This window comes from Alsobacter sp. KACC 23698 (assembly GCF_045348435.1).
Lineage (GTDB): Bacteria > Pseudomonadota > Alphaproteobacteria > Rhizobiales > Beijerinckiaceae > Alsobacter.
Map to the genome: position 1 here is coordinate 971076 of NZ_CP157484.1, position 14705 is coordinate 985780.

Below are 14705 nucleotides of genomic sequence, written 5' to 3' on the forward strand. Positions count from 1 at the left end.
CTTGTCCTCCCTTTGAGCAGAAGTCCCGAATTCTTCTTTTTATTTCAGGTCGGAACTGTAGTGAAAATCGTCCGTCAGGCAATGACTCACGCGCCATTCGACCGGCTCGCCGCTCAACGCGAAGGCGACGCGATCGATGAGCAAAGCCGGCCTGGATTCGCCCACCTCCAGCAGCAGGGCGGATTCGGAGCTTAGCGCGACGGCCTTCAGCCGCTCATGGGCGCGCGCCACCGTCACGCCGTAGCGGCTTGCGTAAAGCCCGTAGAGGTTGTTGGGCACGCTTTCTTCGATGAGACCCGGAAACAGCGCCGCCGGCAGCGTCACGCGTTCGGCGATGATGGGGCGGCCTCCCAGCGACCGCACACGTCCGATGCGGTACACGTCGGCGCCGGTCTGAAGCCCCAGAACGCGCGCCTCGTCGTCCGTCGCCGCCGCCAGCCGGGCGGAGACCACCTTGCTCTCCGGGAACGCCGCTTCGCCGCTGTCGGGCAGCAGCTTGAAGAACTGAAACAGGATGCGAGCCTCGTCATGCTCGGCCACGAAGGTGCCCCGCCCCTGGCGGCGGACGACGAGGTTCTCGGCGGCGAGCGCGTCCAGCGCCTTGCGGACGGTGCCCTGGCTGACGCCCAGTTCGCCCGCAAGCTCGAACTCGCTCGGAAGCATCTGGGCGGGCAGCCAGACGCCGTCCACGAGGCGCTTGACCAGCGCATCCCGGACCTGGGCGTAGAGGGGCCGATACGCGCCACGGGCGGGCGGCATCGATGCGGCGTCGTCTGACATCGTTGACACGATACCCTCTCGTAAGTCTTATACAAGACTGGAAGGCGCTGGAACGTCCGCTCGGGCCAAGGAATGAGGATTCATTCCGCGCTCCGGGACGGCGAGACGCAAGGGCGACTTTCGGGCGAACGCGCCGGAGCCCGGCGCCGGGGCTGGCGAGCCCTGGCCCAAACGCCATGCCTGGAGGAAGAAGCGCGCGATGAGCATACCCCATTGCCTCGTCCACGGACCCAAGGACACGGTCGGCGTCGTCGTCGTCGAAGGCCTCGAGGCCGGAACCGACATGCTGTGCCTGATCACCGAGAACGACACCACCTTCCGCCTCAAGGCGGACTCCGCGATCCCGATCGGCCACAAGGTCGCGCTCCGCGACATCAAGTCGGGCGAGACGATCGTGAAGTACGGAGAGGACATCGGGCGAGCCGTGGCCGACATCCGCAAGGGCGAGCATCTGCATGTCCACAACGTGAAAACGAAGCGCTGGTGAGGATCCCGCAATGGCCATGACGACGAGCACGAGCGAGGCCGGCGGGGGCTCCGGCGCGAATTTGAAAGTGATGGGCTGGCGCCGCGAGAACGGCCGCGTCGGCGTGCGCAACCACGTGGTGATCCTGCCGCTGGACGATCTGTCCAACGCGGCCTGCGAGGCCGTGGCCAACAACATCAAGGGCACGATGGCCCTCCCGCACGCCTACGGGCGCCTGCAGTTCGGACAGGATCTCGACCTGCATTTCCGCACACTGATCGGGACGGGATCGAACCCCAACGTCGCCGCCGTCGTGGTGATCGGCATCGAGGACGGCTGGACCAGCCGCGTCGTCGAGGGAATCAAGAAGACCGGCAAGCCGGTCGTCGGGTTCGGCATCGAGGGCTACGGCGACATCGCCACCATCGCCAAAGCCTCCTACGAGGCCAAGAAGATGGTGCAGTGGGCGACCGAGCTGCAGCGCGAGGAGGTCGACGTCTCCGAGCTGTGGATCTCGACCAAATGCGGCGAGTCCGACACCACCACCGGCCTGTCGTCCTGCCCGACCGTGGGCAACATGTATGACAAGCTGCTGCCGCGCGGGATCTACGGCGTCTTCGGCGAGACCTCCGAGATCACCGGCGCCGAGCACCTGTGCAAGGCGCGCGCGGCCACTCCCGAGGTGGGCGAGCGCTGGTACAAGATGTGGAAGGCTTACCAGGACGACGTGATCGAGGCGCACAAGACCGACGACCTCTCCGACAGCCAGCCCACCAAGGGCAACATCGCCGGCGGCCTCACCACCATCGAGGAAAAGGCGATGGGGAACCTGGAGAAGATCGGCCGGAACTCGCGCTACATCGACATCCTGGAGCCGGCGGAGACGCCGGCCAGCGGCCCCGGCCTGTACTACATGGATACGTCCTCGGCCGCGGCCGAATGCGTGACCCTGATGGCGGCGGGCGGCTATGTGGTGCACACCTTCCCCACGGGCCAGGGCAACGTGATCGGCAACCCGATCGTGCCGGTCATCAAGATCTCCGGCAATCCCCGCACGATCCGGACCATGGGCGAGCACATCGACCTCGACGTCTCCGGCATCCTGCGGCGCGACATGACGATCTCCCAGGCGGGCGACGCGCTGATCGAGATGATCGTGCGCACCGCGAATGGGCGTCTCACCGCGGCCGAGGCTCTCGGCCATCGGGAGTTCGTCATGACCAAGCTCTACCGCAGCGCCTGACGCCTCGGGCCGGGCGCCTTGCGCGTCCGGCTCCCCCCTGTGACAAACCCGAGTCCCCATGGCGAACCAGGCCTCTTCCGCCGCGAGTACGAGGTCCATCCGGGTCGCCGGAGCCTTGCGGCTGGCGCGTCGCCTGCTGCCTGGCGTCGCGCTGTCGGCCGTCGTCGCGATCGCCGCCAGCATGGCCGAGCCCCTGACCGGCCGCATGATCCATGACTGGACGGGGCGCGCCATCGTCGTGCCTGCCGTCGTGCTCGCGCTGCTGTTCGGCATGGCCCTGCACTGGGCGGCGGCCAGGCCGGCCTTCGAGCCGGGCATGGCGTTCTGCGTCAAGAAGCTGCTGCGCTTCGCCATCGCGCTGCTCGGCCTGCGCATCGCGCTGGGAGACATCGTCGCGCTGGGGCTGGGCACTGTCGTGATCGTGGTGGTCGCGATGGCCGTGACGGTGGCGAGCGGCATGGCCTTCGCCCGGCTGCTTGGACGCGACGCCGCCTATGGGGCGCTGGCGGGCGGAGCGACGGCGGTGTGCGGCGCCTCCGCCGCGCTCGCGACCTCGACGGTCCTGCCGGACTACAAGACCCGCGACGCCGATACGGTCTTCACCGTGGTGGCCGTCAACGCGCTCTCGACCCTCGCCATGGTGGCCTATCCGGCGCTGGGCCCCGTGCTCGGCTTCGACGATAGGACGACCGGAATCCTGCTCGGCGCGACGATCCATGACGTCGCGCAGGTGGTCGGCGCGGGCTATTCTGTCTCCGAGACGGCGGGCGCGTCCGCCCTCATCGTCAAGCTGTTCCGCGTGTTCCTGCTCTTGCCGGTGGTCGTCGGCATCGGTTGGTGGTTCTCCGACCGGGGCGGCCACGCCGAGAACGCGCGCGTTCCCGTGCCCGTGTTCGCGCTGGTGTTCCTGGGGCTGGCGCTGCTCAATTCGACCGGCGTCGTACCCGCCGGGCTGCGGGCGGCCGTGGGCCAGATCTCCGGCTGGGGCCTCCTCGTCGCCATCGCGGCGCTCGGGCTCGGTACCTCCGTCACCGCCATCCTGCGCGTCGGCTGGCGCCACGTGGCGGTGGTGTGCGGAACCACGGCCGTGATCCTGGGAACGGTGATCGCCGGCCTCCTCGTCCTGCATCGATAGGAGGTCCCCGTGGCGGACATCGTCATCACCGAGTTCATGGACGAGGCGGCCGTCGCGGACCTCGCGGCGCGGCGCGACACGCTCTACGACCCGGGGCTGGTCGACCGCCCGGCGGACCTGCTGGCGGCGGCACGGGACTGTCGCGCCCTGGTCGTCCGGAACCGGACGCAGGTGCGCGGCGAGCTTCTGGCGGCCGCGCAGCGTCTCGTCGTGGTCGGACGGCTGGGCGTGGGCCTCGACAATATCGACATTGACGCCTGCGCGGCGCGCGGCGTCGTCGTCCGCCCCGCCACGGGGGCCAACGACGTCTCGGTGGCCGAATACGTGATCGCCAGCGCCATGCTCCTGCTGCGCGGAGCCTACCGGGCGACGCCCGACGTCGTCGCCGGCCTCTGGCCGCGCAATGCGCTGATGAACGGCCGTGAGATCAGCGGCAAGCGCCTTGGCCTGATCGGCTTCGGCTCCATCGCCCGCGAGACGGCGCGCCGCGCCGGCGCGCTCGGGATGAGCATCGTCGCCCACGACCCCTTCGTGCCGACCGACGCCCCCATCTGGGGCGAACTCGGCGCCCGGCCCGAAAGTCTCGACGCCTTGCTCGCCGCCAGCGACGTCGTGAGCCTGCACGTCCCGCTGACGGACCAGACGCGGTCCCTGCTCGACGCCGCCGCCATCGCCCGCATGGCGCGAGGCGCGATCCTCATCAACGCCGCCCGGGGCGGCGTGGTGGACGAGCCGGCCCTGGCCGAGGCCCTCAGGGCGGGCCGGATCGGCGGGGCTGCGCTGGACGTCTTCGACGCCGAGCCGCTCCCGGCCGAGAAGGCCGCCGTCTTCGCCGGCTGCCCCAATCTCATCCTGACGCCGCACATCGCCGGCCTGACCGAAGAGGCCAATGGCCGCGTCTCCAGCCTCACCGCCGCCAACGTGCTGCACGAACTGGACCGCGCCGGCGCATGACGGCTCTGACGAGGATGCTTCGCCCATGACCCGACTGCCCCTCGATCGCGCCGAAACCTGGGTCGCCGGCCTGTTCGAAGCCGGGGGCGCGTCGCCCGAGGCCGCTCGGTCGGTCGCGCGCGCCCTGGTGGGCGCCGAAGCGGACGGCCTCAAGGGCCACGGGCTGTCGCGCATTCCCACCTATCTGGCCATGCTCACAGCCGGCAAGATCGACGGGCGGGCAAGGCCCGTCGCCACGCGGCCGCGCCCCGGCGTCCTGGCCGTCGACGCGCGCGACGGCTTCGCCTACCCGGCGATCGACCTCGCCATCGCCGAATTGCCGGCCATCGCGCGCGGGCAGGGCGTCGCGGCCGCCCCGATCCGCAACTCGAATCATTGCGGCGCGGCCGGCCTCCATGTGGAGAGGCTGGCCGGGGAGGGGCTCGTCGCCCTGCTGTTCGCCAACACGCCCGAGGCGATCGCCCCCTGGGGCGGCCGCAAGGCGGTGTTCGGCACCAACCCCATCGCCTTCGCCGCGCCGTTGGCGGGGCGCCCGCCGGCGGTCGTGGACCTGGCGCTGTCGAAGGTCGCCCGCGGTCCGATCGTGGCGGCCAAGCAGCGGGGCGAGGCGATTCCCGAAGGGTGGGCACTGGATTCGGACGGCCGCCCCACGACCGACGCTTCCGCCGCGCTCGCCGGGACGATGATCGCCATGGGCGACGCCAAAGGCGCGGCGCTGGCCTTCATGGTCGAGGTGCTGGCGGCCGCGCTCGTGGGCGCGCGATTCGCCACGGAGGCCTCGTCGTTCCTCGACGACAAGGGCGGTCCGCCCCGCACCGGGCAGCTTCTCCTGGCCATCGACCCCGCGGCTTTCGCCGGCGCCGAGGCTTTCGCCGAGCGCATGACGACCTTGGCGGCCGCCATCGAGGGCCAGGAGGGCGCGCGGCTGAGCGGCGCGCGTCGCCTTGCGCTGAGGGCGCAGGCCCAGCGCAGCGGCGTGCTGATCAGCCCGGAAATCGCCGCGAATTACGGCCTTCCGGAGAACTCCTCCCCGTAACCCACATCCTTTTGCGGCCTCCCGGGCCGACCGGGGCCCGGGCCGCAACTTGGCGCTTCTGCAGTCGCGCAAGTTGCGACATCATGCCGGCATGAAGCTGAGCACTCATGTTCTGGATACCGCGCTTGGCCGTCCGGCCGCAGGCCTTCGCATCGTCCTGACCCGCCTGAGCGACGGCGTCGTCATCGCCGACGTGCTCACCAACCAGGACGGGCGGGTCGACCAGCCGCTCCTGGTGGCCGACGCCGCCCAGCCCGGCCCCTACGAGATCGTCTTCCATGTCGGCGATTATTTCCGCCGCACGGGGGCGGCGACGTCCGAGCCGCCCTTCCTCGACCAGGTCCCGGTGCGCTTCGGGGCGGCCGAGAACGCGCATTACCACATCCCTCTTCTCGTCTCGCCCTACGCGTACTCCACCTATCGGGGAAGCTGAGCATGGCGAGAAGCACGATCCGATTCCTTCGCCGTAGCCGTGTCGTGGAGGTCGGAGGCTTCTCGTCCAGGACGACGCTGCTGGACTGGCTGCGCGAGCAGAACCGGTCCGTCGGCACCAAGGAGGGCTGCGCCGAGGGCGACTGCGGGGCCTGCACGGTGGTGCTCGGGCGCGTGCGCGAGGGGCGGCTCGTCTACGAGCCCGTCAATGCGTGCATCCTGCTGCTGGGCCAGATCGACGGAGCGGAGCTCATCACCGTCGAGGACCTGGCGCAGCGCGGCGAGCTGCATCCCGTCCAGGCCTCCATGGTGGCCCATCACGGCTCCCAGTGCGGGTATTGCACGCCGGGCATCGTGATGAGCCTGTTCTCGCTCTATCACGAGGGCGCGCGGCCGGTGACGCGCGAGGGCGTCTGCGACGCGCTGGCCGGCAATCTGTGCCGCTGCACGGGCTATCGGCCAATCATCGACGCGGCGCTCGAGGCCTGCGGCCAGGAGGCCGACGACGTGTTCTCCCAGCGTCGGCAGGCGACCGTCCAGGCGCTCGCCGATCTGGCGAGCGAGGAGGATCTCTTCGTCGGCGACGATCGCTCCTTCTTCGCAGCGCCCGCCAGCGAGGACGCGCTCGCGTCGCTGCTGTCCGAGCATCCCGAAGCCACGCTGCTGGCCGGCGGCACCGATGTCGGCCTGTGGCTCACGAAGGCGCTGGCGCCGCTGCGGAAGTTCATCTGGCTCGGCCGGGTGCGCGGCCTGGACGAGATCCACGACACTCCCGAGGTGCTCGGCCTGGGCGCGATGGTGAGCCATGCGCGCGCGCTCCCGTCGCTGGCCGCCATCGATCCGGACCTCGGCGAACTCATGCGCCGCTTCGGCGCGCAGCAGGTGCGGGCCTCGGGCACGGTCGGCGGCAACATCGCCAACGGGTCGCCCATCGGCGACCTCGCGCCGGCGCTGATCGTGATGGGGGCGATCCTGGAGCTCCGGCAGGGTCCCAATCGCAGGACCCTGGCGCTGGAGAACTTCTTCGTCGCCTATCGCCGGCAGGACAAGCGGCACGCCGAATATCTGCGCAGCATCCTGGTGCCCAAGCCGGGCCCGGCCGACCACGTGCGCATCTTCAAGGTCACGAAGCGCTTCGACGAGGACATCTCGGCCGTCATGATGGCCATGCGCCTCACCATCCAGGACGGCCGCATCGTCGGGGCCCGCATCGCCTTCGGCGGCATGGCGGCGACCCCGAAGCGGGCCAACGCGGTCGAGCACGCCTTGCTGGACTCGCAGATCGGCGAGGGTTCCGTCTGGGCCGTGGCGGCCGAAGCCCTGGCGCGGGACTTCACGCCCGTGGACGACCACCGCGCCTCGGCGGCCTACCGCCTGCAGGTGGCCAAGAACCTCGTCGTCAAGGCGCTCGCCGAGATCGCCGGCGCCCCCACCTCGGCGACGCGCATCATCGGCCACCGTACTGTGCCCCCACAGGAGACGTCAGGGCCCGTGGCCCAGCCGGAGTTCGCCCCATGAGCGCCGTCCTGGACAGCGACAAGCAGCCCCTGCGCCATGTCAGGCAGTCTCTGCCGCATGACAGCGCGGTCAAGCACGTGCAGGGGGCCGCGCTCTACATCGACGACATGCCCGAACCGGCCGGCGTGCTGCATATCGCCGTGGGCGGATCGCCTTATGCGCGGGGCAAGCTGATCGCCGTCGACCTGGAGCGGGTGCGCGCCATCCACGGCGTCGTCGCGGTGCTCACCGCCGAGGACGTGCCGGGCAAGAACGACATCGCCCCGGCCTTCGCGGACGAGCCCCTGCTGGCCGAGGGCCAGGTCCTGTTCCATGGCCAGCCCGTCTTCGCCGTCGTGGCCGAGAGCCGCGACGTCGCGCGCCGCGCCGCGCGCCTGGGCGCGATGACGATCGTGCAGGAGAAGCCGACCGTCACCGTCGAGGATGCGCACAAGCGCAACGAGACCGTCCTGCCCGACTACGCCTTCCGGCGCGGCGACGCGTCGGCCGCGATCCAGCGCGCCCCGCACCGAGTCGCGGACGTTTTTCGCATCGGCGGCCAGGAGCATTTCTATCTGGAGGGCCAGGCTGCGCTCGCCATTCCGGGCGAGGACGGGTCCGTCCACGTGCACTCCTCCACCCAGCATCCGACCGAAGTTCAGCATGTCTGCGCTCGCGTGCTCGGATTGCCCGACGCCCTGGTGACCGCCGAGGTCCGGCGCATGGGCGGCGCCTTCGGCGGCAAGGAGAGCCAGGCCACCCAGTGGGCCGCGCTCGCCGCGCTGGCCGCCACCGTCACCGGACGCCCCTGCAAGATCCGGCTGGACCGCGACGACGACATGGCCATGACCGGCAAGCGCCACGACTTCCGGGTCGACTGGGCGGCCGGCTTCGACGACGACGGGCGCATCCAGGGCGTCGAGATGGCCTTCCTGGCCCGCTGCGGCTGCTCGGCCGATCTGAGCCAGGGCGTGGTCGACCGGACGATGTTCCACGCCGACGGCTCCTATTTCCTTCCCGAACTGGTCATCGCGAGCCGGCGCCTGAAGACCAACACGGTGTCCAACACCGCTTTCCGCGGCTTTGGCGGCCCGCAGGGCATGCTGGCCATGGAGCGCATCGTCGACGCCATCGCGTGGCGGCTGAACCGCGACCCGCTCGATGTCCGCAAGGCCAATCTCTACGGACCCGAGCGCGACCTCACGCCCTACGGGATGACCGTGGAGGACCACGACGTCGGGTCCGCGATCCTCGACGAGCTCGAGCGGACCAGCGACTACCGCGCCCGGCGGGCCGAGATCGAGGCCTTCAACGCCACGTCCCCCATCCTCAAGCGCGGCATTGCGCTGACGCCGGTGAAGTTCGGGATCTCCTTCACGCTGTCCCAGCTCAACCAGGCCGGCGCACTCGTCCATGTGTATTCGGACGGGTCCGTGCACCTGAACCACGGCGGGACCGAGATGGGGCAGGGGCTCTACCAGAAGGTCGCCCAGGTCGCCGCCGAGGAGTTCGGCGTCGGTCTTGACCGCTTGCGGATCACGGCCACGACGACCGACAAGGTGCCCAACACCTCGCCCACGGCGGCGTCCTCCGGATCCGACCTCAACGGCATGGCGGCGATGATCGCGGCCCGGCAGATCCGCGACAGGCTGGCGGCGTTCGCGGCCGAGCATTTCGGCGTCGAGGCGTCGCACGTGGCGTTCCGGGACGACTGCGTGTTCGCCGGCAACCAGAGCGTCTCCTTCGCCGAACTGGCCAAGCGGGCCCATGCGGCCCGCATCCACCTCTCCGCGGCGGGGCATTACAAGACGCCCAAGCTGCACTGGGACCGGCCGAACGGGACCGGCCGGCCGTTCTTCTACTTCGCCTACGGGGCGGCCTGCTCGGAGGTCGTGCTCGACACGCTCACCGGCGAGAACCGCGTGACGCGCGTCGACATCCTCCACGATGTCGGGCGCTCCCTGAACCCCGCGCTGGACATCGGCCAGATCGAGGGAGGCTTCGTCCAGGGCATGGGGTGGCTGACCACGGAGGAGCTCGTCTACGACCCGCATGGCCGCCTGCGCACCCATGCGCCGTCCACCTACAAGATCCCGGTGGCGTCCGACGTGCCGGCGGACTTCCGCGTCGCGCTCTTCCCGGGCGAGAACCGGGAGGAGACGATCTACCGCTCCAAGGCGGTGGGTGAGCCGCCGCTGATGCTCGCCATTTCGGTGTTCGCCGCGCTGGCCGACGCGCTGCACGGGCTTTCCCCGGGCCGGCCGGTGCCGCTGGATGCGCCGGCCACGCCCGAGGCGATCCTCAAGGCGGTTCAGGCGCTTTCGACGGCCGGATGAATCGATGTCGCAGGCGGGCCGGGCCGGATTGAATCGATCCTTGAAGCGCTTCATCCAGGAGTTCAGGTGAACCTCGTCTGGATCCGCCTCCTTGAAACCGTCGACGCCCAGGGCCTCGCCGCCCTGGCGAGCGTCGTCGCGGTGGCCGGGTCGGCGCCGCGCGAGGCCGGGGCGCGCCTGGTGCTGCGGCCGGACGGCGGCTTCTGGGGCACGGTCGGCGGCGGCCAGCTGGAGTGGAGCCTCATCGGCGAGGCCCGCGCCGCGCTCGCCGCCGGCCGAGGCCCCGCGCAGGCGCGCGACTGGCCGCTCGGCCCGGACCTCGGGCAATGCTGCGGCGGGCGGGTCACGACCTGGGTGGAGACCTTCGACGCGCGCGACCGCGACATGCTGGCCCGCTTCGCGGCCCTGGAGGCGGCGGGACGGTTCGACGTCGCCGCGTGTCCGGGAGAAGACGGCCGCGTCGTCCGTCGCGTGCTCTCGTCCGCGGACCGTGCTCCCGCCGAGGGGGTCGTGGAACGCTTCGGCGACGACGGCGCGCCGGTCCTGCTCTTTGGCGCGGGCCATGTCGGGCGCGCCCTGGCGATCGCGCTCGCTCCGCTGCCGTTCCGCCTCACCTGGGTCGATTCGCGCGCCGGCGAATTTCCGGCGCACATCCCCGCCAACGCGACGGTTCGGGTCGCCGACAACCCCGTGGAGGTGGTCGGATCCGCGCCGCCGGGGGCTTTCGTCATGGTCATGACTCATTCTCACCCGCTCGATCTTGCGGTGACGACCGCGGCGCTGAAGAGGACCGAGCTCGGACCGGTGGGCCTGATCGGATCGGCGACCAAGCGCGCCCGATTCTTGAAGCGCATGCGCGAGGCGGGACTGTCGGACGCGGCCCTGGCGCGGCTGGTCTGCCCCATCGGGGCGCCGGGCGTCTCCGGGAAGGAGCCGGCCGTCATCGCGGCCATGACGGCGGCGCAACTCCTGCAATGGCGTGACGCAGCCCTGCGAATCGCTCATGGCGGGGCGGATTGGCTGAAGGTCGCGGGCGCAGGCCGCACGCGGCGTCATTGAGGGGACCCTGCATGACCATCGACTCGTCCGACCACGGCTTTCTGAAGCGGGCCGTCGACATATCCTACGACCATATGCGCTCGGGCGAGGGACGCCCCTTCGGCGCGATCCTGGTGATGAAAGGCAAGCCGGTCGCGGAAGGCTGGAACTCGATCTTCGCCTCCAAGGACCCGACCGCGCACGCCGAGCTGATGGCGATCCGGCGCGCCTGCAAGGTGCTGGGCCATGGGGACCTGACCGGATCGACCCTCTACGCCTCGGGCGAGCCTTGCCCGATGTGCCTGGGCGCCATGTATCTTGCCGGCGTCTCGCGATGCGTCTACGCCACCACCCGCCAGGAAGCGTCGCGCATCGGCGCCCAGACTGAGATCATCTACGAGGAATATCTCAAGCCGGAAGCCGAGCGGGCCATCCCCTGCATCCATGTGCCCATGCCGGAGGCCAGCGCGGCCTTCGACGAATGGCTCGCCAAGGCCCGCTGAACGCAAAGACTGGAGAAACGATGCCGAGCCCCGAAGACCTCGCCCATCTTGGCCGCGCCGTCGCGCTCTCGCGCGAGCGCATGGAGGCGAACCTGGGCGGACCGTTCGGGGCCGTGATCGTGCGCGACGGACACGTGCTGGCGGAAGGCTGGAACGAGGTCACCTCGAGCAACGACCCCACCGCCCACGCCGAGGTCTCGGCCATCCGCCGGGCCTGCACGGCCGTGGGCGATTTCAGCCTGGCGGGCGCCACCCTCTACACCAGCTGCGAGCCCTGCCCGATGTGCCTGGCCTCGGCCTACTGGGCGCGCATCGCGCGCATCGTCTACGCCAACACGCGGGACGACGCCGCCGCGATCGGGTTCGACGACGCGTTCATCTATGACGAGATGCCGAAGGCGCCGGCCGAGCGGGCCATCGTCATGGAGCACCGCCCTACGCCCGAAGCCGCTGCGGCCTTTGCGGCCTGGCTGGCCAAGCCGGACAAGGTCCAGTACTGAGGCGGGACGCCGGGGGGCGAGGACATGGGCGGTTTCGCAGTCGACTGGATCAATCTCGGTTTCAGGTGGTTTCACCTGATCGTCGGCATCGCGTGGATCGGCGCGAGCTTCCATTTCATCTGGCTCGACTTCAGCCTGCGCCGGCGCGAGACCATGAGCGAGGGCGTGCTGGGCACGTCCTGGATGGTGCATGGCGGCGGCTTCTACCATGTCGAGAAATACATGGTCGCGCCCGCGACCCTGCCGCCGGACCTGCACTGGTTCAAGTGGGAGGCCTATCTCACCTTCCTGTCCGGTTTCGGCCTGCTGGTGATCCAGTACTACTGGAACGCCAGCGCCTTCATGGTGGACCCGGCTGTCCTGGACATCTCAGGGGCAGAGGCGGTCATCATCTCCGTCATGACGCTCGCGGCGGGCTGGTTCGCCTATGACGCCCTGTGCCGCTCCCCGATCGGCGACCGGACCGAGCTGCTGGCGCTGGCCGTCTTCGCGCTGATCGTCGTCGCGTCCTTCGTTTTCACCAACGTGTTTTCCGGGCGCGGCGCCTTCATCCACATCGGCGCGATGGTCGGGACCATCATGGCCGCCAACGTCTTCCAGGTGATCATCCCCAACCAGAAGATCATCACGGCCGACCTTCTGGCCGGCCGGACGCCGGATCCCAAATACGGCAAGATCGGCAAGCAGCGCTCGCTGCACAACAACTACCTGACGCTGCCCGTCCTGCTGTTCATGGTCTCCAACCACTACGCCTTCCTGTATGCGCATCCGCAGTCCTGGCTCGTGGCCGCCTTCATCGTGCTGGCGGGCGGCATGGTGCGGCACTTCCTCAACCGGGTGGATGCGGGCGAGGCCCCGTCCAAGGTGGCCTGGGCGATTCCGGCGGCCGCGGCGGCGCTCGTCGCCGCGATCGTGTGGACCGCGCCCCGGGGCGCCGCGCACACGGAAGGGGTGACGGATGCGGACGCGCTCAGGATCACGCAGACGCACTGCGTGATGTGCCACGCGCCCAGGCCCACGCACGAGGCCTTCCGCGGCGGCGAGCCGCCCAAGGGCGTCGTGCTGAACTCGCCGGACGCCATACGCCGGCATTCCGCCCAGGTGGTCGCGCAGGCCGTGCAGGGCCGGGCGATGCCGCTGGGCAACGAGACCCATATGACCGACGCCGAGCGGGCCGCCCTCGGCGCCTGGCTCGCCCAGCGCTGAAAGCCACGCCATGACCCTCACGGACGTGAACGCGCTGAGCACGGGCGACTTCGTGGCGGCCTTCGGCGGCGTCGCCGAGCATACGGCCTGGGTCGCCGAGCGCGCCGAAGCGGCGCGGCCCTACGCCTCGGTCGACGCCATGGTCGCGGCGTTCCAGGCGGCGATCCTGCAGGCCGGCGAGGACGAGAAGACGGCCTTGCTCCGGGCCCATCCCGACCTTGCCGGGCGGGCCGCCGTCGCCGGGCGGCTGACGCGCGAGTCGGCCCGCGAGCAATCCGGCGCGGGGCTGGGCGGCCTGAGCGAAGAGGAGTTCGCCCGGTTCACGGCGCTCAACCAAGCCTATCGGGCGCGGTTCGAGATCCCCTTCATCCTGGCCGTGAAAGGGGCGGGCAAGACCCAGATCCTCGAGGCTTTCGAGAACCGGGTGGGCGGAACCGTCGCGGAGGAGCGGCTGACCGCCCTCGCGCAGGTGCTGCGCATCGTGCGCTTCCGGCTGGTCGAGCAGGTCGCCCCGTAACGCCGCTCAGCCGACCCTGACGGGCGCTCCGGTCCTGACCGATTCGGTCGCCGCGTCCGCCAGGATCTGGGCCTTCAGGCCATCCTCCCCGGACGGCGAGAAGGGTGACTTCTCCGTTACGGACGTCACGAAGGCGTCGAGCTCCAGCCGGTAGGCCTCGGCGTAGCGCTGCAGGAAGAAGTTCTGGACCGGATCGGCCTGGAAGCCTGAGGCGGTGGCGACCTCCACGGTGCTCTCATGGACGTTGCCGGCGCGGATCATGCCCTTGGAGCCATGCACCTCGACCCGCTGGTCGTAGCCATAGGTCGCCCGGCGGGAGTTGGAGATCTGGGCGATGCGCCCGCTCGCGGTCTTGAGCAGCACCGCCGCGGTGTCGACGTCCCCGGCCGCCCCGATGGCGGGGTCCACCAGCGCCGAGCCGACCGCGTAGACCTCCACCGGCTCCTCGCCCAGAAGGAATCGCGCCATGTCGAGGTCGTGGATCATCATGTCCCGGAACAGCCCGCCCGATCGCTTCACATAGTCCACCGGCGGCGGAGCGGGGTCGCGCGAAATCACCGACACGATCTCGACCTCGCCGGCCTCGCCGTCCCACAGCCGCCGGCGCAGCGCCGCAAAGTTGGGGTCGAAGCGCCGGTTGAAGCCGATCATCAGCTGGCCGCCGCAGTCCTCCACGACCTTGAGGCAGGCGCGGATGCGCTGCGCGTCGAGGTCGACGGGCTTCTCGCAGAACACGGCCTTCCCGGCCTGGCAGGCCTTCTCGATCAGGTCCGCATGCATGTCGGTGGGCGTGCAGATCAGCACCGCGTCGATGCCGCCGTCCTGCAGGATTCCATCGATCGTCCCTACCGTCGCGCCGGTCTCGGCGGCCACCGTCTGGCTCGCCTCCAGCGAGGCGTCGGCGACCGCGACAAGCTGCGCCTTGGGGTGGGCGGCGACATTGCCGCCGTGAATGCGGCCGATCCGGCCGGCGCCGAGCAGACCTACGCGCAGCATCTGGAGCTCCTCATATCCTAAGCGTATTCAGGCGATCCGACGCGCGGGCGGCCGTGGATCGCGCGC

Annotated in this window: 15 protein-coding genes; 13 read left to right on the top strand and 2 right to left on the bottom strand. The window is 70.2% G+C overall.

The genetic code is table 11. The annotated features are described in order from the left end of the window. Positions 1-39 precede the first annotated feature (39 nt). Entirely contained in the window at positions 40-780 is a 741-nt protein-coding gene (locus tag ABEG18_RS04440) for a GntR family transcriptional regulator (protein ID WP_406858530.1), read from the bottom strand. A gap of 199 nt (positions 781-979) precedes the next feature. Here ABEG18_RS04440 and ABEG18_RS04445 point away from each other — a divergent pair, with 199 nt between their 5' ends. From ABEG18_RS04445 to uraD, 13 genes are all read left to right on the top strand, one after another. Then, the gene (locus ABEG18_RS04445) at positions 980-1267 is read left to right on the top strand and encodes a UxaA family hydrolase (RefSeq protein WP_406856889.1); all 288 of its coding nucleotides are present in this window, start codon (positions 980-982) and stop codon (positions 1265-1267) included. 16 nt (positions 1268-1283) lie between these two features. Beyond that, entirely contained in the window at positions 1284-2489 is a 1206-nt protein-coding gene (locus ABEG18_RS04450; RefSeq protein WP_406856890.1) for a UxaA family hydrolase, read from the top strand. A 58-nt stretch (positions 2490-2547) separates the two neighbouring features. Beyond that, a complete protein-coding gene (locus ABEG18_RS04455) occupies positions 2548-3624 on the top strand; it encodes a YeiH family protein (protein ID WP_406856891.1) in 1077 nt (358 codons plus the stop codon). A gap of 9 nt (positions 3625-3633) precedes the next feature. Further along, on the top strand, positions 3634-4578 hold the full coding sequence (locus tag ABEG18_RS04460) for a hydroxyacid dehydrogenase (protein WP_406856892.1): 945 nt from the start codon (positions 3634-3636) through the stop codon (positions 4576-4578). 25 nt (positions 4579-4603) lie between these two features. Beyond that, on the top strand, positions 4604-5614 hold the full coding sequence (locus tag ABEG18_RS04465) for an Ldh family oxidoreductase (RefSeq protein ID WP_406856893.1): 1011 nt from the start codon (positions 4604-4606) through the stop codon (positions 5612-5614). 91 nt (positions 5615-5705) lie between these two features. Then, positions 5706-6047, top strand: a complete 342-nt coding sequence (gene uraH / locus ABEG18_RS04470) for a hydroxyisourate hydrolase (protein ID WP_406856894.1) — start codon at positions 5706-5708, stop codon at positions 6045-6047. A 2-nt stretch (positions 6048-6049) separates the two neighbouring features. Further along, the gene (gene xdhA / locus ABEG18_RS04475) at positions 6050-7564 is read left to right on the top strand and encodes a xanthine dehydrogenase small subunit (RefSeq protein WP_406856895.1); all 1515 of its coding nucleotides are present in this window, start codon (positions 6050-6052) and stop codon (positions 7562-7564) included. Beyond that, positions 7561-9879 (top strand): xanthine dehydrogenase molybdopterin binding subunit, encoded by a 2319-nt coding sequence (xdhB, locus tag ABEG18_RS04480; RefSeq protein ID WP_406856896.1) that lies wholly within the window; start codon positions 7561-7563, stop codon positions 9877-9879. Before xdhA ends, xdhB begins: the two co-directional genes overlap by 4 nt. A 66-nt stretch (positions 9880-9945) precedes the next feature. Next, complete coding sequence (gene xdhC, locus ABEG18_RS04485; RefSeq protein WP_406856897.1) at positions 9946-10938, top strand: xanthine dehydrogenase accessory protein XdhC; 993 nt, start codon at positions 9946-9948, stop codon at positions 10936-10938. An 11-nt stretch (positions 10939-10949) separates the two neighbouring features. Beyond that, positions 10950-11420, top strand: coding sequence for a nucleoside deaminase (locus ABEG18_RS04490; RefSeq protein ID WP_406856898.1), 471 nt, complete (start codon positions 10950-10952; stop codon positions 11418-11420). Between the two features lie 20 nt (positions 11421-11440). Then, a complete protein-coding gene (locus ABEG18_RS04495; RefSeq protein ID WP_406856899.1) occupies positions 11441-11920 on the top strand; it encodes a nucleoside deaminase in 480 nt (159 codons plus the stop codon). Positions 11921-11944: 24 nt separating this feature from the next. Beyond that, on the top strand, positions 11945-13126 hold the full coding sequence (locus ABEG18_RS04500) for a urate hydroxylase PuuD (protein ID WP_406856900.1): 1182 nt from the start codon (positions 11945-11947) through the stop codon (positions 13124-13126). A 10-nt stretch (positions 13127-13136) separates the two neighbouring features. Beyond that, positions 13137-13643, top strand: coding sequence for a 2-oxo-4-hydroxy-4-carboxy-5-ureidoimidazoline decarboxylase (gene uraD, locus ABEG18_RS04505; RefSeq protein ID WP_406856901.1), 507 nt, complete (start codon positions 13137-13139; stop codon positions 13641-13643). A gap of 6 nt (positions 13644-13649) precedes the next feature. Here uraD and iolG read toward each other — a convergent pair whose 3' ends face one another. Continuing rightward, a complete protein-coding gene (gene iolG / locus ABEG18_RS04510; protein ID WP_406856902.1) occupies positions 13650-14639 on the bottom strand; it encodes an inositol 2-dehydrogenase in 990 nt (329 codons plus the stop codon). Positions 14640-14705 lie beyond the last annotated feature (66 nt).